The following is a 16510-nucleotide window of genomic DNA, read 5'->3' on the forward strand; positions in this document are numbered from 1 at the left end:
GGAGGGTCAGCCCGCGGCGTGCGGGTCGATCATCGACTGGGCGTAGACCAGGCCCAGGCCGTAGGCGCCACCGTGCTCCTTGACCAGCTCGGTGACCGGGACGTAGGTCTCGCCGCGGGCCCAGTCGCGCTGGAGCTCCAGCAGCACCTGGATCCAGGTGACGGGCACGGCGCCGGCGGCGGTCATCCGCTGCAGGGCGTGCTCGTGGGCGAGCGGGCTGACGCCACCGGAGGCGTCGGCGACGACGTACACCTCGTAGCCCTGCTCCAGCGCGGAGAGGGCCGGCAGGACCAGGCAGACCTCGGTCCACAGGCCCGACAGGATGATCTTCTTGCGGCCGGTCGCCTTGACCGCCTCGACCAGGGCCTCGTCCTCCCAGGCGTTCATCGTGGTGCGGTCGATGACCTCCTGGTCCGGGAAGACCGCGCGCAGCTGCGGGAGGATCGGGCCGGAGAAGGACTCGGCGGCGACGGTGGAGAGCACGGTCGGCACGTCGAAGACCTTGGCGGCCTTCGCCAGGCCGACGGTGGCGTTGATGACGGCGGTGCGGTCGCCGCTGCCGGTGCCGAAGAACATCTGCGGCTGGTGGTCGACGAACAGCATCATCGAGTTGTCGGGGGTGAGCAGGTCCGGGCTCGGGGCGGCGTGGACCGAAGCGATGTCAACCATGGTTGTTTTCCTTATGAGCACAGGGAAATGACGTTGCATCAGGCGCCGTCCGGTTGCCCGGGGCGCTTACGGGAGCGACGTTAATCCGGGCGGGCGGGCCGGTCTGCCCGCTCTGCGTCCGGCCGTTGTCCCGACAGCGCACGCCCGTCCCGGGGCGGAAAATCCCGCGTGCCACGGATGGTTCGTCCGTACGCTGTCCCGAATGGAGATCCGCATCGCCTCTGACGAGGACTGGCCGAGCATCTACCCCTTCTACGCCGCGATCATGGCCGAGGGCCGGACGTACGCCTTCCCCGAGCGGCAGACCCTCGACGAGGCCAGGCCCTGGTGGATGGAGCAGCCTCCGGGCCGCACCGTGGTGGCCGTGCTCGACGGGCGGATCGTCGGCTCGGCGAAGATGGGCCCCAACAAACCGGGCCGCGGCGCGCACATCGGCACCGCGTCCTTCCTGGTCGACCCCGCTTTCCAGGGGAGGGGCATCGGCCGCGCGCTCGGCGAGTACGTCGTCGAGTGGCACCGCGAGCAGGGCTTCCGGGGCATTCAGTTCAACGCCGTCGTGGAGACCAACGAGTCGGCGGTACACCTCTGGAAGTCCCTGGGCTTCGAGGTGGTCGGCACCGCCCCGGGCGTCTTCGACCACCCCGAGCACGGCTACGTCGGACAGCACGTGATGTTCCGCCGCCTCTGAGTTCCGCCGCCGCCGAGCCCGCATGTGCGGGAACATGGTGCCGGCGGGTCGTGTTCTCCGGAGGGGCGGCGGGTGGCGGGGCAGGGGTTATCACGGCAGGAACTGATCCGGCGCCAGCGCCGGAACGGGTTCGTCGGGCGACGCGGGGAACTGGCGTCCTTCCGGGACGCGTTGCAGCGGCCGTCGGAGGAGCTGACCCAGTTCCTCTTCCACATCCGGGGCCCGGGCGGCGTGGGGAAGTCCACGCTCGTACGGCAGTTGGAGAGCGCCGCGCACGAGGCCCGGGCCGTCACCGCCTACGTCGACGAGTCCGTGACCGGCGTCGTCGAGGCGATGACGGCCATCGGCGCCCAGTTCGCCCAGCAGGGCACGCCCCTGAAGCGGTTCGACAGGCTGCTGGCCACCTACCAGCAGCGCCGCCACGAGGCCGACGCCGGAGCTGCCGCGGGCCAGGGGCCGTCCGGTCCCTCACCGTCGACCGCGATCGTCTCCCGGGTCGGCCTGGTCGGGATGGGCATGATCCCCGGTGTCGGCGCGTTCACCGGCGCACTCGACCCCAACCAGGTCGCGGCCGGGGCGGAGCAGTTGCGGGGGATGCTCAGCGCCCGCCTCCGCAGTTACGACGACGTGCAGTTGGTGCTCTCCCCGCTCCAGGTGCTCACGCCCGTCTTCCTCCAGGACCTCGCCGAGGCCGCGTCGCGCCGACCGTGGGTGGTGCTCTTCTTCGACACCTACGAGCGCACCGGCCCACTGCTCGACGACTGGTTGCGCGATGTCCTGGTCAGCGAGCGGTACGGCGAACTGCCCGCGAACGTCCTGGTGGTCACGGCGGGCCAGGCCCGGCTGGACCCGAAGTACTGGAGCGACTGGCACGACCTGGTCGTCGACCTGCCGCTGGAGCCGTTCACCGACGCCGAGGCACGCCAGCTCCTCGCGGCGAAGAACGTGACGGACGAGCGCACCATCGAGGTGATCCTGCACCTGTCCGGGCGGCTGCCGCTGCTGGTCTCCACCCTGGCGGAGGCGCGGCCGGTGGACGCGGCGGATGTCGGCGACCCGAGCGGCACGGCCGTCGAGCGGTTCCTGAAGTGGGAGACCGAACCGGCCCGCCGTGCTGCGGCCCTGGCCTGCGCACTTCCGCAGGAACTCGACGAGGACGTCTTCTGCGCGGCCGTGGACGACCCGGAGGCCAGGGAACTGTACGGCTGGCTGCGGTCGATGCCGTTCGTCATCGACCGCGCCGGCCGCTGCCACTACCACGAGGTCGTCCGCACGGCGATGCTGCGCCTGCAACGCCAGCAGTCACCCTCCCGGTGGCAGGAACAGCACACCCGTCTCGCGGACACCTTCCGGGAGTGGCGGCCCCGGCTCGACGACGGCACGAGGCCCTGGGTGAACGAACGCTGGCGTGCCTTCCGGTTGCAGGAGACCTACCACCGCCTGTGTGCCGACCCCGGCAAGGCCCTCCCGCACGTCCTGTACGACCTCCTGTACGTTCAGGACTACGATCCCGCCGCCCTCCGTCGCTGGGCCCAGATGCTGACCCGGGCGGGCCGGGACGCCGACGTGCGCGAAGTGCGGGAATGGGCAGAGCACTTGCTGGCCGCCCTCGACGCTCCACAGCCGGGCGTCGCGGCCATGACCCTGCTGCTGTCCCGTGCCACTCTGGATCAGGCGGACCGGGCCTACGCGTACCGGCTACGGGCTTGGGAACATATCGACGCCGAGGAGTACGACCGGGCGGTGGCCGACTTCATGGAGGCGCTCGCGCTCGAACCGGAGTCGGCTCGTGCCTTCCACGGCCGAGGCTACGCGTACTACCTGACCGGCCGCTTCGAGGAAGCGCTCGCCGACTTCGACCGCGGCATCGAGAACGGCCTTCGCGATGCTTGGGTGCTGTTCAGACGGGGCCATACGTACCGCTCGCTGGGGCGGTATGCGGAGGCGCTTGCCGACTTCGACGACGCTGTTCAGATCGCGCCTGGTGTAGCCGGGGCGCTTGCCGGTCGTGGCGAGGTGTACCGCCTGTCGGGAAGGCATGCGGAGGCGTTGGCCGACTTCGACCGTGTGGTGGACATCAACCCGGAAGCCGCCTGGGCGCTGGCCAGACGGGGCCAGACGTACCGCTCGCTGGGGCGGTGTGCGGAGGCGCTGGCCGACTTCGACCGAGCGATCGAGCTTGAGCCCGACCGTGTGTGGATGATCGTCGAACGGGGCCTGGCCCTTGAGTCGACCGGCCGCTACGTGGAGGCAACGGTCGACTTCGGCCGTGCCGTCGAGCTCAGGCCCGGTCGGGCGGTCGACTTCCGACGTCGTGGTCAGGCATACCGACTGTTGGGACGGTACGAAGACGCTTTGGCCGACTTCGGCCGCGCGCTCCACATCGCCCCGGACAACTGCTGGACCCTGGCCGGGCGTGGCTTGATCTACCGGCTGATGGGCCGGTGCGAGGAGGCCTCGGCGGACCTCGACGGTGCGCTCGACGTCGGCCCCGACAACTGCTGGTTCCACTACGAGAAGGCGGTCGTGCTGCACGCCCTCGGCGATCCGGAACGGGACGGACACCTGGCAAGGGTCGTTGAACTGGTCAGGGCCGCGCTGTCCGAGGAAACGCCCGCCGAGATCGCGGATCTCGGAAACCTCGTCCTCGCCTACTCGGCGATGCTGCAGCGGGAAGAAGCCGAGCGTGCGCTCGACGACTTCTTGAGTCTCGGGCCGCCCGCCGGCCGGATCGGCGAGCTGATGATTGCCCTCGCCACCCAGGTGCGCGTGATTCCGGAGGCCGGTGGCAACGTCGCGCTGCTCCGCCGCCGGCTGGAGGACGCCCTCCCCGAATCCACGCCGCCCGCCCTCCGGGAACTGCTGCGACGGGACCGCGGCTGACCCGGCCGAGCCGCGAGCGGTGAGGCCGCCCCTCGCTCCGCCGAGCGAGGGGCGACCTCGGTTCCGGTGGGCCGGGTCAGCAGTTCACGACGGTCGAGATGGTCGAGGTCGACGGCCACCAGCCGGGCTGGTTCACGGTGAACTGGGCGGTCACCGTGGTGCCGCAGGGCACGGTGCCGGTGACGCCGCCGACCTCGGCTCCGCCGACCGGGATCACAACGGTCGGGTTGACGGTGGCGAACGGCGGGCTGGTGATGCCGGCGGTGCTCAGCTGGAACGAGACCTGCTGGTCCTGCCAGGTCGGGTCGGTGGTGACGCGGCCGAACGCGTACACGTGGTTTCCGTTGGTGTTGATACAGGCCCTGACGGTGACCAAGTTCGGCGCACCCGGGGTTCCGCACACGGTGGTGCCCACCGTGCCGGCGGAGGCGGTCTGGACACCGGTCAGTGCAGCCAGGGCGGCGGTACCGGCGAGAACGGCGGCAATGCGCTTCATGGGGTTCCTCCTTCGTTGGGTGTTCCCGGTGGACACCGGGAACACATGTGACATGTCACATCGCTCTCATTGGATTGTGACAGGCCACTACGAAGGGGGATAGTCGCCCGTCCTGTCAGCAACCGGCCACTTGCTGACGGATCCGGCGGTCATGTCACCCGGCCTCGCCACCCTGCGGGAGTGCCGTACGAACTCGCCGCCGTCCTAGGAGGTTTCGACCTGCTCAGGAGTCTGGCTTCCGCGCATCGGAGAGCAGATGTCGCCCCGCTCCGACAGCGCATAGGGCTGGTGCTCGTCACCGGCCAGGAGGCGCCGGGCCCGAAGGGGCTGCTGTTCCAGCAGGACTTGAGCCGCTGGTCCCGGGGCAGGCCGATCGCCTCCGTGGAGGTGAACTTCCACGGAGGGGACGGCTATCGGACCGCTGCCGGGTGGAGAACCGGTGCGAAGGTGTGGGGGGTCCGGTCCGTCATGCTCCGCCCCGTCATCACCACCAGCCCACCCACCGTCCTCATCGACCGAGGAGCCCGAGCATGCCTGCTCGGACTCCTCGGCACCGACGAAACCCGCCCCCGCCGGCAGGAAGCCTGGAACCCCATGTGCGAGGTCACCGGTCAGCGGACGGCGGCCGCACCGTCCGTACTGCCCGCACCGGCCTCGGCGGCCTCGGCGGCGTCCAGCCGTGCGGCGATGTCGCGGGCGTCCTCGAACGTGGTGGGCGCGGCGCGCAGGCCGAGCTCGTCGTGGAGCGCACTGGCGATCTTGGACAGCCCACGCTTGAGGTGGCTCGCCGGGATAGAGGGTTCGGCGGGGCGGTGGGTGCGGAGGACCTCGGCGTCGGCGCGCAACTGCTCCAGGGTGAACCGGCCCCGATTGGTCCACCACGGTACGTCGGAGGTGACCTGGTAGGCCCAGTGCCGGCGGCAGGCCTCTTCGAGGAGGTCGCGCACGGCTTCGACACGCTTACGGCTGAGCCCGCCCGTGGTGTAGCGGAACTGGTCGCGGTTGAGGTTGAGCAGCTTCCGGTCCTCGCCGGTCACCTGGAGCCCGGACAGCTGGTGGAGCGAGGCGGCGCTCTCGTCCGGGGCCCGCCGGGTGAGCCGGTAGCGGCCGGACTTGATGGTCAGGATGTGCTCGCCGTGCTCCTCCAGGAAGGGCAGCCAGCGCAGGGAGCGGTTGATCGGCTCACCGGGCACGCCGACGATGATGAAGACGTGGACCTGGATTCCGGCGTCGTGCAGGTTCCGGAGAATGCGCCCGTAATTCGCCGGGTGGTTCCAGGGTTTCGCTTCCTGGCGCAGGGTGTCCGGATCGAGCGATTCCAGGCCGAGTTGTACGGCGCTGCATCCGGCCTCGGCCAGTGCCCGGCAGGTCTCCGGCTTCAGCAATTGATCACTCGCGGTCAGATAGCACTGCCAGGTGGCCCGGTGCCCGATGCGCGCGAGTTCCCGTCCGATTCTGAGCTGCCTGGGGATGGTGAGGTATTCGTCGACGAAATCGACGCGTTCGACGCCGAGCGCGGCGATGTGCTCGGCGACGCGGCGTTCGGACATCACCCGGGGTTTGTGCAGGAAGCTGTCGCTGCCGGCCGCTATCGAGCAGAACCCGCAGCGCATGGGGCAGTTGGACATCGTGTAGAGGGGCGGCACGAAGTCGGGGCTCCACTGCCGGATGCCACGGTCGAACACCGGGGTGGGCAGCGCCTCGTAGTCGACGGGGGCGGGGGTGCGCGGATTGACGCGCACGGTGTCCCCGTCGCGCCACACCACGCCCGGTACGGTGGCCGGCTCGGCCCCTTCGACCAGCGCGACCACGGGTCGGAAGCCCTCGGCGTAGACGATCGCGTCCCAGTGGTCGAACAGGGCGACGAACGCGGGGTCGTGGTAGGCGTCCATGGTGCGGGCCCAGTAGTTCCCGCCCAGGAACAGCCGTACGTGCGGCAGCCGCTCCCGGACGAGGCTCGCGAGCACGCAGGCGCTCACCAGCTGCCGCTCGTCGGCGACGCTGATGCCGACGACGTCCGCGCCCGCGGCGTGGATGCGGGCCAGCTCCGTCCCGGCGAAGTAGTCGTGGAAGACGTGCTCCTCGCGGTGGTCGAGCACCCACCGCAGTTCGCCGACGTCGCCCTTGAAGTACCGCGAGTCGCACTTCACGTTGTTGCGCTCGACCCCGAAGTCCTCGAACGCCGAGGCCGTGCTCGCCGAGACCTCCTCGAACAGCCGGCGGGCGTCGTGGCGCCGCAGGATCGAGGCGTCGGGATCGCGGACGGTGCGCAGGGCCTCGTCGACCGGGTCGCCGCCGTGCCGCCGCAGGACGTGTTCGACGGCCTCGACGTAGCCGTAGTGCTGGACGACGTGGTGGCCGCGCTCTTCGAGGATCGCGGTGAGGTAGGCAATTCCCATGGGCAGGTGCCAGATGCTGGAGGCCGGTGGATAACTCAAGAAAACCGAGCGCTGGTCAGGCACTGGATCTTCCCCCTGTCGGGCAAAGGGAGCCAACTGGCCCGAGGGTACGTCGGTATTCCGGTCGGGACAAGGGTGGCCGCCGGGCGGCGGCCGAATTATTGAAAGGGATCTTTCGATCGGGAATTGATCTCCGGGGCGATTGTTTCCGGCCATCCGTCATTGATCTCCGACGCGTTCTTCACGCGCCGCCGGACGGCTGTTAGCGTTGTTCCTGTCGGAGTTCGACAAGCCGGGGTGGCGGAAGTGGCAGACGCGCTCGACCTCACGGTCGGGTGTCCCCCAGGGGGCGTGAAGGTTCGAGGCCTTCCCCCGGCACCGAACGGTCGGACCGAGTGGTCGGGACCGCGCAGTCAGACGCGGAAGTGCGCGACATAGCGGCGCGGATCACGCCGTAGGTCCGTTTCCCAGCGGTGGGCGCACTGCTCGGCGAAGGTCCTCCCGGTGTGCAGCACCTCGTCCAACGGGTCGAGGTAGGAGGGCGTCTCGGGGCGCTCCAGGCCGGCGGCGGCCCGGGCCCGCAGCCCCTCCCGGGCCAGCCGGACGAGCTCGCCCGCGAGTTCGTGCACGCGGTCGCCGCCGAGCATCGTGCGCAGCCCCTCGGTCGGGAAGTCCTCCTCCGCCGCCTGCAACTGTCCCGCGCTGTAGTGCCTCAGCAGCTCCCAGGCCGCGTCCCGGGACGGGGCGTGGTAGCTGAGCCCCGTCCACAGCGCGGGCACGACCTGGAGGTTCTGGTAGGCGGGGCCGTCGGCCGCGCGCAGTTCCAGGGTGCGGCGGACCCTGACATGCGTCCAGATCTGCGCCAGATGGGCGGTCCAGTGGCTGAACAGCGGCCGGGCGCCGTCGGCGAACCCGTCCCGGAGGAGCGAGGCGAACGGCCGGTCGGGCGGCGCGGGCCGGAGCCCGCCCGTCCGGTCCTGGTAGTAGACCATCGGGATGCTCAGCGCCCAGTCGACGACGTCGTCGATGCCCACATCCCCGCGCAGGGCCGGCCGTACCAGACCGGAGCGCTGCGGATCCGTCAGCAGCCAGTCCCGGCAGCGGTGCGAGAGCAGCCCGTCGAGCCGGCCCCCGTACAGCGGTGAATTGACGAGCAGCGCGGCGATCACCGGCGACGCGGCTGCCTGCATCCGCAGCTTCCGGGTGAAGTCGTCCTCGGAGAGGTAGTCGAGGTTCACCTGCGTGCACGTCGACAGCGGCAGGAGTCGCACTCCGCCGTTGCCTGCCCCGTCGAAGCTCTCGAAGTGCCCGCGCAGGATCGGGCCACGACTCAGGGGTACCCAGGGGACGGTCTCGATCCGGTCGAACGGCAGGTACGCGCCGGGCAGGAGTGCGAGGTCGAAACGCCGGAGGAGCTCCGCCAGCCGGACGAGAGTGAGCCGTACGTCGTCCACCGCCGTGGCCAGATCGGCCGCCGGCGGGCCCGAGTACTCCAGCTGGCCGCCGTGTTCGAGCCCGATCAGGCCCCCGTCGGCCAGCTCGACCCCGACCGGTTCCCCCGCGTCGAACAGCGCCTTGCCGTCCCACTCCGCGAGCACGGCCTCAAGGACGGCCCGCATCCCGTTCCGCCCCGGGTAGGGAGTGGCGAGCCCGGTCCGCGGGTCGACCACGCCGCACTCGATCTCCAGCCCGATCCGCTCGGACGCCGTCGCCGGCGCTTCCAGCGGCGATCGGAGCTCGTCCCGACCCAGCCCAGCCGTATCCATCCGCCCAGCCTCCTCGCATCCGAACAGCCGCACGGCCGCACAGCCGCGCGCTCGACGTCAGCGATCAGTGAACCCCGACTCCCGGAGCGCGCCCGGTAGGCATCGCTCCGACGGCGGACGGGTACGCCCGACCGGACCTTCGCGGTGGCCCTCGCTCCGCAGAGCGAGGGCCACCGTCGTGTCAGCCGGCGTGGTGGTCGAACGTTCCTGCCTTGGTGTCACGGAGGAGCGCGGCGAACCTGGCAGGGGTGGTGCGGACGATGACGTTGCCGTCGTCGGACTCGCGGAGTTCGATCACCTCGTCCGTGGCGCGCACCTCGATGCACTCGTCGTTTGCGCCGGAGTAGCTGGACTTCTGCCAAGCAGAGCTACGCATTCTTGCTTTCCACTTCCTTCTTGATGGACTCGATGAAGCCCCGGGAGTCCTCCTTCGAGAGAGCACGCGAGTCGAATCGAGCGATCAGAGAACGGAACTTTGTCGTGTGGGACGGGGCATCGAAGATTCGAATGCCGAGGCCCGTGTCCATCTGTGCGGTGTCCAGCTCGGGGATCGGCCCGTCGGCGTAGGTGAAGTTCTCGTTGGAGCTCGGCATGGCGTCCACGTCGAACGTGATCACTCGAATCGAGATGGTCGGCTGTTTGGAGTCCTCGACGAGGGCGTCGAGCTGCTCGGCGAGGACGGCAGGACCGCTGAACTTCATGCGTAGCGCCGCTTCATGGATGAATGCGGAGTACGGCGTCCTACCGGATCGGACGACGCGCTGTCGCTGCATGCGGAAAGCTGTCCTGAGGTCGACTTCGTGGCGTGGCAGTGGCGGGAAGGTCTCGGCGAAGACCGCAGCGGCGTAGCGGCCGGTCTGGAGCAGGCCGGGAACGAAGGCCATCGTGAAGGTGGTGAGCCGTCGAGCGTGGCTCTCGAACTCCGCGACATCGACGAAGTCCGTCGTGAGGACTCCCCGGTACTCCTCCCACCAGCCGGGCTTCTCCCGCTCCGTGATGATGCTCGCGAGGGCCTCGATCAAGGGCTCGTTGGCGCACATGCACGCCGACGCGACGGTGCGCAGGCGCTCCACGCTGATGCCGATCTTCCCCGCTTCCATCTGCGTCACCTGCGCCGGGTTCATGCCGACGGCACGACCGAGCTCACTGCCGCCGAGGCCGGCCTGCTCGCGCATTCTTCGTAGCTCTGCACCGAGCCGTCGCTGACGGAGGGTTGGGTTCGTGCGAGCCATTGGATCCTTCCAGGACAGGAGTGGTCCCAGTCTGCCGCGCTGGTCGAGGCGCGGTCCATTTTGGGCCCTCAATGCCACGTTAGAGGGAATATCAAGCAGCCATGGAAAATTTCACATGCGTCTGCGTTATGGTCTGTGCCATGCCGATCCGACGGGTCGTCAGTAACGCCTGTCTTCAGGGGCAGTAGGCGCCTCCTGCCCTCCCGCACCGCAGAGCAGCCACACGTGGCAATCACCAGCCCCGCCCTGGCCTGGCTCACGGCGACGTTCCGTCGACCGATCGACGACGAACCCCACTGCACAACCCCACCCGGAGGTTCCCTCATGCGTGCCTTCAACCCGCCCGACTGCTCCATCGCCCGCGCCGAACTCCGCGCGATCCTCAGCTCCGCCGGCTGGCCGCCGGACGTCATCGCCGACGCCGAACTCGCCTTCCACGAGCTGTACATCAACGCCTGGCAGCACGCGGGCTCGCCGGCGCCGTCCGTCCTGGTCTCCCTCCAGCCCGCCAAGCTCCGCGTCGCCGTCTGCGACGACTGCCCCGACCTGCCGCCCGAGCCCGGCACCCCGGCCGACCCCTACTCCCTTTCCGGGCGCGGCCTCCACCTCGTCCGCGCCCTCACCCACCGCTTCGGCGCCACCGCCACCAAGACCGGCAAGGTCACCTGGTTCGAGCTGGACGCCGCCGCGTGAGCGCCCCCATCGCCCCCGACGACACGTACCTCCGCACCTACACCGAGCCCGAGGTCACCGCCCTCCTCGCCGAACTCCACGAGCGCGGCGCGCCCCTGGGCATCCAGTGGGACTCCGCCGCCGTCAACGGCCTGTCCACCGACGGCCGCCTCCTCGTCGACTTCGGCGACACCTCCGTCGCCACCCTCCTCAACCTCCTCCACGTCCTCCGGGAGTGGGGTGACCGGCCGTGGGAGTCGTGATCCCCCTCGTCACCGGGTCGGTGTACGCGGAGCGGACCACCGTCGCCTACCTCACCACCGAGGCCGTCCCGGATGCGGCGGTGCAGCTCCGGGCGGCCGTCGACCTCGACATCCACGTCGGCCCGGGCGAGGAGCTCGCCCTCGCCCTCACCCACGACCAGGCCGAGGAACTGCTCCACGGCCTCGCCGCCCGCCTCGGCCACCGGGTCATCGGGGCCGGTCGATGAGTCTCACCGGCGCCGGCCTCCTGGTCGGCGCCGCCCTCACGGTCCTGCTCGCCCTCGCCTTCGCCACCGTCTTCCTCGGCGTCATCGCGACCCTGCGAATCTCCCGCTTCGACAACCACCCACCCCACCCCGACCACGATCCCGACCACCGCGACCCCACCCGGGACATACCCACCTGACCACCCTGACCGCCGACCGCCGAGCCGATCCCCTCCTTGGGCCCGGCGGCACGGCAACCGTCCTCAGACCCGCCGCGCGGGATCCACCACAGCCGCGTGGGCGAACCACTCCAGCACCGCGCCGACCTCCTCGCCGTGCTCGGCGAACACCTGGAGCGGGAAGGACGGGCGCAGCTCCAGCTTCGCCTCCGCCAGCTCGATGCCCTCGATCTCGTTGAGCCGCCGCAGCAGCTCCCGCCGCACTTCGGCGTCGTCGAACGGACTGCGGTCCTTCAGGTACTGGAAGACGACCTCCGCCGTCCCCGACACCGGGTAGAGCGCGAGCGGCCACAGCAGGTGCTCCCGGTCGGTGCGGCCGGTGTCGAGCATCGGGAAGCAGCTGGTCTCGTCGGAGCGTCCGTACTCCAGGTGACCGCCCTGCCGACGCCAGAACCGCAGTGCCGCCAGCACCCCGGCCGTCACCGCTTCGCTCTGGTTCCCGGCCAGTTGGGACCGGAAGCGTTCGGTGGCCGCGGCGTTCTCGGTGTCGTGCGGCAGGTCGTTCAGGCTGTCGGCCGGGATCTCGCGGCCGAGCAGGGTGGCGAGCTCGGGCGCGGTCAGCCGGTGCGCACGGTGCGCCCGGCCGGCCTCGTCGAACGGCACGCCCTCCTGCTCCAGCAGCTCCTGCGGAGTGTCCGTGCGGCCGTCGAGCCAGCGGAAGCCGGGGGAGACCCGGCCGTCCGAGTTCAGGACCCGGTACGCGCCGAGAACGTCCGGCCTGGTGGCCAGGTGATTGCCCACGCCGACCGCGTGCAGGCCGACCAGCTCGGCGACATCGCCGTAGGAGGTCCAGGTGCCGCTGGGCATCGCGATCAGCGCCGATCGCAGCTCCGCCCAGCCCGGCCAATCGTCCCCGACCGCCTTGACCGCCCCGAGCGGCGCGGGCCACAGCGCGCACGCCCGCTCGGCGAGCCGGTCGGCACGGGAGAGGATCTCCGCCCGGCCCCAGCGGTCGGCGACGGCGATCTCCTGGTTCATCCGCAGCGCGCTCGAATCGAGGATCTGCTGTTTGCGCTGGAAGGGGTGGTTGGAGAGCTTGGAGTTCTCGCCCGAGAGCGTCAGGTTGCCGAGGGTGTGCACCAGCAGGTCGTGCAGCTCCTTCGGGCTCTGGCCGTCCTCCGTCTCCTCCGCGAGCAGGTCCAACCAGGCCTGGGGCGGGCGCTGCGGCAGCACGTGCTCCACCGTCAGCTTCGCCTTCGCGAAGTCCACCGGCTCGCTTGCCGCGTGGCTCTCCTCCAGCCGCCGCAGCACGTGGAAGCGCTGGGCCGACCGCCCGCTCCAGTAGAAGGGCTTGGAGCGGACCGCCTCCCGGAGGTCCTCGTCGGAGGGCCACCGGCGGCGGCGGCCAGAGAGCAGCCGGTGCACGGCCTCGGCGGGGGAGCGGTCCGGCTCCAGCTCCTTGGGCGCCTCCATGAAGATCCGGTTCAGGTTGTTCGTCGGGACCTGGCAGATCATTCGGCGGACCAGGTACGACTCGACGTACCCGAGCGCCTCCGAGGCCTCCGCCGCCGTTGCCCGCCCTGCGTCGACCAGGTCGAGCAGGTGGAGCGCGAGCGGGTAGTGCGTCTGCCCGCCCCACGCCCCCAGGCGCTCCAACACGCTCCGCAGCGCGCCCGAGCTCTCCCGTCCGGGCTCCAGGATCCGCAGCAGTCGCCCACCGCGCTCGGCGAGCAGCGCGATCTCCTGCTGCAGCGCCTCCTCGTCGTCCTTGATGGGGTGCAGCCGCTTCTGCTGCTCGCGGTAGATCTCGCTCTGCTTGGCCTTGCTGTGCCCGCGCACCACCAGGTCGAGCCAGACCAGGAGTTCGAGGTTCCTCGGACCGAGCTCCCGCTGCATCGGCAACCACAGCTCCCGGTACACCAGCTCACCGCGCTTGGGCAACAGGCTGAACACGTAGTTGCGCAGCAGGTCGCTCTGGCTGAGGCCGACACCGGTGTTGTTGATCGACTCGAAGATCCGGTACACGTTGTCGCCGGCCTGGGCGGTGATCTCCACGATCGAGAGCAGGTCCTTGAGGACAGTCTCGGCCGCCAGGGCCCACTCGGCGCCGTGCTCCTCCGCCTCCTGGGCGAAGGACCCGAGGAAGAACCGGTACGCCTGGCCGATGTTGTCCGGTCCCCCCGCCTTCGGAGAGGACTCCACGCACGCGGTGTAGGCATCCCGGTCGGCCTGGGTGGGCAGCAGACGGTAGCGGTCGGGACCGTCCGGGGCGAACTCGTTGATCAGGATCTGCCGGTGGACCCGATCGGCGGCCTTCTCCTCGCCCGTCCCCTTGAAGTGGTCCCGCAGTGCGGCGAACGCGAGCATCAGCGTGGTGAGCCGCTGCTGGCCGTCGACCACCAGCCAGCGCTGCACCCCGCCGGCCTGGAGGTGCCCGGGCGCGAGGACCACGGACCCGAGGAAGTGCGGAGCGGGCACACTGCCCTCGGTGTGCTGCTCCACCAGCTCGCAGACGTCGTCCCACAGCTGCTGAAAGTGCTCACGCTCCCAGCTGTACGTCCGCTGGTACAGGGGCACCTGGAACTGCTTCTCCCCCTGAACCAGCTTGAGGAACGTGATCTCCTGCGCGCGCATGACTCCCCTTCGGCGGACTGTACCCGGAGTTGCGCCTCCGGCCCGGCCGACAGCGTACGGGGACGGTGTGACGCCCGGGAGCCGGAAGAGGATTGACGATCGGCCCGGCCGCTTTGTACGGTGTGTAGCCACCTGCTCACGCGATACTCGGAGGCGTGATGAGCCAGCCCTGGGAAGCTGATCCCGGTGCCGCGCTGAGTCGGCGCATGGGCAGGTCGCCAACCGAATTGGGCACCACGGGTGGGCGGGACGGCTGCCCCGACGTGTGGGAGCTCTCGAATGGTGACTTCGCCGTCATCGGGCGGGACCTGACAGCGGCGTACCGAGCAGGATTGCCGCAGGACGTGGTGGTCGGTGAGGGCGAGCGTCTCGTCGTGATTCCCCGGGCCACGCTCCTCTCCGCGAAGGCGGATCTGCCGGATGCGCGACCTCCTGGCCGACGTGCCGGGAGAGCGACTCCTGCTCGACGAGAGCCTCTGTCAACTGGTTGACGCCTTGGAACAGGACGAGGCGCCTGTGGCTGTACAGCAGTACCGCCGCGAGGCGCTGACCCTGCTCGACGACTTCACCGACCCGAGTGCGCGACGACTGCGCGAGCGGCTGACGAACGCCCTGGGAGAGGGCAGCTGAGTCAACCGGCGGGTAGCCAGGCCCCCCGTCCCGGAACGGGGACCCATTCCGTGATCCACAGCGGCCCGTCCGCGCACTCCCTGCGGACTCCTTCACCGGGCTCGCTGCGGGACCGGAGGACGGCCACCCAACGGCCGTCCACGACAGCGAGGGGCCCGGGAACGGGAAACAGTCCGAATCGGAAGGCGCGGACCAGGTTGTGGATGTCCATGCGGTTTGCCGACCAGTCGATGACGGCGTTCTCCGGGCCCATCACACCCTCGTAGCCGGCGCCCTCCGAGTCCTGGACGGTTCCGGCGTGTCCGCTCGCCGCCAGTTCCAGCGCCTCCGACAGCAGCTCACGGGACAGCGAGCGGACCTGTTCGAAGACGAGGTCGCCGTCCAGGTCGTCCGGCAGCACGACCCCTCCTCGCTGGGCGAGGACCCGTCCGGTGTCGAAGGTCTCGTCCATCCAGTGGATCGTCACACCGGTCTCCGGATCACCCTGTCGGACGGCCCAGTGGATGGGCATCGGGCCCCGGTGGCGTGGGAGAAGGGAAGGATGGACGTTCAGCACGCCGAGACGAGGGACACGCAGGACCTCTGACGGCAGCTTCCAGGGAAACCCGTTGCAGACCACCAGATCCGGTCGGTAGCCCGTCAGGGCGCGCGCAAGGCCGGCGGCGCTGTGTGGCAGCAACAGATCCGGACCCGGGGGAAGCTTCGCCAGGATCTCGCCGACCGTTCCACCCGCGGTGGACGCGGCGCAGACATAGGCGACCGGATCATGGCCTGCTGCGACGGACGGCGCGTGCAGATCGGCGAACCCTTCCGGGCCGTAGGACATCAGCACGACCCGCAACCTGTCCGGCACTGCTCCTCCTGTGCTCCGCAAAAGAGGCTCTCGAAACTACATCAAGCTGGATCTGCTCGTGCCCCGGGACGGAGACACGAGGAACTGCCACACCGCTCGGCGGCACGACGACCGGTGTGGATCCGGTTTGGTTCGGTCCGGCTGTCTACAGGTGCACACCGAAGTTCTCCGAACGCGAGGAGATCTTGTGCGCAGGGCTCGAACTGGGTGGGGATTGTGTGAGGGGTGCGGGTCACACGCACAAGTGAATATCGGGCAATCCGGGTGCGGAGGGTCCGGTTCTCCCACTGTGCTGGGAAGGCTTGGTCAGGCGGGGCGAGGGTGTCCGTCGGTGACGAGAGTGGGGGACCGTGGAACGCACACGCATGCGGACCAAGTACGCAGCAGGGGTCGCGGGGCTGGTGATGACGGGGATCAGCGGTTGCGGCGCGCTGCCGGAACCGGTCCCGGACACGCCGAGGGCCGGCCAGGTCTCGGCGTCGGCCGATTCCTCGGAGGCCCCGAGCCCGCTGCTTCCGGTGGCCGGAGCCGCCGCCGCACTCTTCGTGGGCGTCGGTGGCGTCCTGGTCGTGCTCTGGCGTGACCGCAGAACCGCGACCCCCGCACCGCCGCCCTCCACCCGCCCGGGCCGGGGCGAGCTGTGACCAGCGACAACTTGCCCCCACTCCGGGGGAGGGGTAGTGTTCTCTAGTCGCTCGGCAGGGAGCACCGGACACGCATCGGCGCGGACGGTCCCGGGGCGGCCAATCCTCTGGAAATGTCTGCGCCTCCCCGGCATGGGGTTTATTCGGCGTGTGCATTTTCGGGAATTGCGACCGGATTCGCTTTTCGGAGCGGGGATCGGTTAGAGTTTGAAACGTCGGACGGGGCGTCAAGCCGCAGAAGACGCCAGCGAGTTGGATGAAGGAAGCGCCGGGAACGGCACGGAAAACATCTGGTA

At 69.9% G+C, this 16510-nt stretch carries 16 protein-coding genes and 1 tRNA gene; 9 read left to right on the forward strand and 8 right to left on the reverse strand.

All coding sequences use genetic code 11. The annotated features are described in order from the left end of the window. Nucleotides 1–6: 6 nt before the first annotated feature. A complete protein-coding gene (locus tag ABZW10_RS14900) occupies nucleotides 7–669 on the reverse strand; it encodes a hydrolase (RefSeq protein WP_355364380.1) in 663 nt (220 codons plus the stop codon). Nucleotides 670–871: 202 nt separating this feature from the next. Between ABZW10_RS14900 and ABZW10_RS14905 the strand changes: the two genes are divergently transcribed. Continuing rightward, complete coding sequence (locus ABZW10_RS14905; RefSeq protein WP_355364383.1) at nucleotides 872–1357, forward strand: GNAT family N-acetyltransferase; 486 nt, start codon at nucleotides 872–874, stop codon at nucleotides 1355–1357. Nucleotides 1358–1429: 72 nt separating this feature from the next. Next, nucleotides 1430–4240: a tetratricopeptide repeat protein gene (locus ABZW10_RS14910; protein WP_355364386.1), complete on the forward strand. Its 2811-nt coding sequence runs from the start codon at nucleotides 1430–1432 to the stop codon at nucleotides 4238–4240. A 76-nt stretch (nucleotides 4241–4316) separates the two neighbouring features. Here the strand turns inward: ABZW10_RS14910 and ABZW10_RS14915 are convergent, their stop codons facing one another. Together ABZW10_RS14915 and ABZW10_RS14920 are read right to left on the reverse strand one after the other, a co-directional pair. Further along, nucleotides 4317–4736, reverse strand: a complete 420-nt coding sequence (locus ABZW10_RS14915; RefSeq protein WP_355364389.1) for a hypothetical protein — start codon at nucleotides 4734–4736, stop codon at nucleotides 4317–4319. A 611-nt stretch (nucleotides 4737–5347) separates the two neighbouring features. Further along, the gene (locus ABZW10_RS14920) at nucleotides 5348–7135 is read right to left on the reverse strand and encodes a radical SAM protein (protein ID WP_355364392.1); all 1788 of its coding nucleotides are present in this window, start codon (nucleotides 7133–7135) and stop codon (nucleotides 5348–5350) included. Between the two features lie 291 nt (nucleotides 7136–7426). Here ABZW10_RS14920 and ABZW10_RS14925 point away from each other — a divergent pair. Then, nucleotides 7427–7513 (forward strand) — tRNA-OTHER (locus ABZW10_RS14925). 35 nt (nucleotides 7514–7548) lie between these two features. Here ABZW10_RS14925 and ABZW10_RS14930 read toward each other — a convergent pair. From ABZW10_RS14930 to ABZW10_RS14940, 3 genes are all read right to left on the reverse strand, one after another. Next, nucleotides 7549–8901, reverse strand: a complete 1353-nt coding sequence (locus tag ABZW10_RS14930; RefSeq protein WP_355364395.1) for a glutamate-cysteine ligase family protein — start codon at nucleotides 8899–8901, stop codon at nucleotides 7549–7551. A gap of 181 nt (nucleotides 8902–9082) precedes the next feature. Next, nucleotides 9083–9277, reverse strand: coding sequence for a DUF397 domain-containing protein (locus tag ABZW10_RS14935; protein WP_355364398.1), 195 nt, complete (start codon nucleotides 9275–9277; stop codon nucleotides 9083–9085). Then, nucleotides 9270–10133, reverse strand: coding sequence for a helix-turn-helix transcriptional regulator (locus ABZW10_RS14940; protein WP_355364401.1), 864 nt, complete (start codon nucleotides 10131–10133; stop codon nucleotides 9270–9272). The genes ABZW10_RS14935 and ABZW10_RS14940 overlap by 8 nt, the downstream gene beginning before the upstream one ends. A 324-nt stretch (nucleotides 10134–10457) precedes the next feature. Here ABZW10_RS14940 and ABZW10_RS14945 point away from each other — a divergent pair, with 324 nt between their 5' ends. Genes ABZW10_RS14945 through ABZW10_RS14960 form a run of 4 tightly spaced genes read left to right on the forward strand, consistent with a single transcriptional unit; the run spans nucleotide 10458 to nucleotide 11474 of the window. After that, on the forward strand, nucleotides 10458–10826 hold the full coding sequence (locus ABZW10_RS14945) for an ATP-binding protein (protein WP_355364404.1): 369 nt from the start codon (nucleotides 10458–10460) through the stop codon (nucleotides 10824–10826). Next, complete coding sequence (locus ABZW10_RS14950) at nucleotides 10823–11068, forward strand: hypothetical protein (RefSeq protein ID WP_355364407.1); 246 nt, start codon at nucleotides 10823–10825, stop codon at nucleotides 11066–11068. The genes ABZW10_RS14945 and ABZW10_RS14950 overlap by 4 nt, the downstream gene beginning before the upstream one ends. Further along, nucleotides 11056–11295, forward strand: coding sequence for a hypothetical protein (locus ABZW10_RS14955; protein WP_355364410.1), 240 nt, complete (start codon nucleotides 11056–11058; stop codon nucleotides 11293–11295). The genes ABZW10_RS14950 and ABZW10_RS14955 overlap by 13 nt, the downstream gene beginning before the upstream one ends. Further along, the gene (locus ABZW10_RS14960) at nucleotides 11292–11474 is read left to right on the forward strand and encodes a hypothetical protein (protein WP_355364412.1); all 183 of its coding nucleotides are present in this window, start codon (nucleotides 11292–11294) and stop codon (nucleotides 11472–11474) included. The genes ABZW10_RS14955 and ABZW10_RS14960 overlap by 4 nt, the downstream gene beginning before the upstream one ends. Nucleotides 11475–11537: 63 nt before the next feature. On the opposite strand, the gene ABZW10_RS14965 is transcribed toward ABZW10_RS14960, so the two are convergent. Beyond that, complete coding sequence (locus ABZW10_RS14965) at nucleotides 11538–14087, reverse strand: DUF262 domain-containing protein (protein ID WP_355364415.1); 2550 nt, start codon at nucleotides 14085–14087, stop codon at nucleotides 11538–11540. Nucleotides 14088–14507: 420 nt separating this feature from the next. Between ABZW10_RS14965 and ABZW10_RS14970 the strand changes: the two genes are divergently transcribed. After that, entirely contained in the window at nucleotides 14508–14717 is a 210-nt protein-coding gene (locus ABZW10_RS14970) for a hypothetical protein (protein WP_355364418.1), read from the forward strand. Nucleotide 14718: 1 nt separating this feature from the next. On the opposite strand, the gene ABZW10_RS14975 is transcribed toward ABZW10_RS14970, so the two are convergent. After that, complete coding sequence (locus tag ABZW10_RS14975; protein WP_355364435.1) at nucleotides 14719–15543, reverse strand: formyltransferase family protein; 825 nt, start codon at nucleotides 15541–15543, stop codon at nucleotides 14719–14721. A gap of 377 nt (nucleotides 15544–15920) precedes the next feature. On the opposite strand from ABZW10_RS14975, the gene ABZW10_RS14980 reads away from it, so the two are divergent. Then, nucleotides 15921–16214 (forward strand): hypothetical protein, encoded by a 294-nt coding sequence (locus ABZW10_RS14980; protein ID WP_355364421.1) that lies wholly within the window; start codon nucleotides 15921–15923, stop codon nucleotides 16212–16214. Nucleotides 16215–16510: the final 296 nt, after the last annotated feature.

This window comes from Kitasatospora sp. NPDC004723, assembly GCF_040609255.1.
In the GTDB taxonomy this organism is placed as follows: Bacteria; Actinomycetota; Actinomycetes; order Streptomycetales; family Streptomycetaceae; genus Kitasatospora.

What these genes read in the sequence shown, in the direction of transcription:
- ABZW10_RS14900 (WP_355364380.1), bottom strand. Translation starts at nt 669, where the DNA reads ATGGTTGACATCGCTTCGGTCCACGCCGCCCCGAGCCCGGACCTGCTC.
- ABZW10_RS14905 (WP_355364383.1), top strand. Translation starts at nt 872, where the DNA reads ATGGAGATCCGCATCGCCTCTGACGAGGACTGGCCGAGCATCTACCCC.
- ABZW10_RS14915 (WP_355364389.1), bottom strand. Translation starts at nt 4,736, where the DNA reads ATGAAGCGCATTGCCGCCGTTCTCGCCGGTACCGCCGCCCTGGCTGCA.
- ABZW10_RS14920 (WP_355364392.1), bottom strand. Translation starts at nt 7,135, where the DNA reads ATGGGAATTGCCTACCTCACCGCGATCCTCGAAGAGCGCGGCCACCAC.
- ABZW10_RS14930 (WP_355364395.1), bottom strand. Translation starts at nt 8,901, where the DNA reads ATGGATACGGCTGGGCTGGGTCGGGACGAGCTCCGATCGCCGCTGGAA.
- ABZW10_RS14935 (WP_355364398.1), bottom strand. Translation starts at nt 9,277, where the DNA reads ATGCGTAGCTCTGCTTGGCAGAAGTCCAGCTACTCCGGCGCAAACGAC.
- ABZW10_RS14940 (WP_355364401.1), bottom strand. Translation starts at nt 10,133, where the DNA reads ATGGCTCGCACGAACCCAACCCTCCGTCAGCGACGGCTCGGTGCAGAG.
- ABZW10_RS14945 (WP_355364404.1), top strand. Translation starts at nt 10,458, where the DNA reads ATGCGTGCCTTCAACCCGCCCGACTGCTCCATCGCCCGCGCCGAACTC.
- ABZW10_RS14960 (WP_355364412.1), top strand. Translation starts at nt 11,292, where the DNA reads ATGAGTCTCACCGGCGCCGGCCTCCTGGTCGGCGCCGCCCTCACGGTC.
- ABZW10_RS14965 (WP_355364415.1), bottom strand. Translation starts at nt 14,087, where the DNA reads ATGCGCGCGCAGGAGATCACGTTCCTCAAGCTGGTTCAGGGGGAGAAG.
- ABZW10_RS14970 (WP_355364418.1), top strand. Translation starts at nt 14,508, where the DNA reads ATGCGCGACCTCCTGGCCGACGTGCCGGGAGAGCGACTCCTGCTCGAC.
- ABZW10_RS14975 (WP_355364435.1), bottom strand. Translation starts at nt 15,543, where the DNA reads ATGTCCTACGGCCCGGAAGGGTTCGCCGATCTGCACGCGCCGTCCGTC.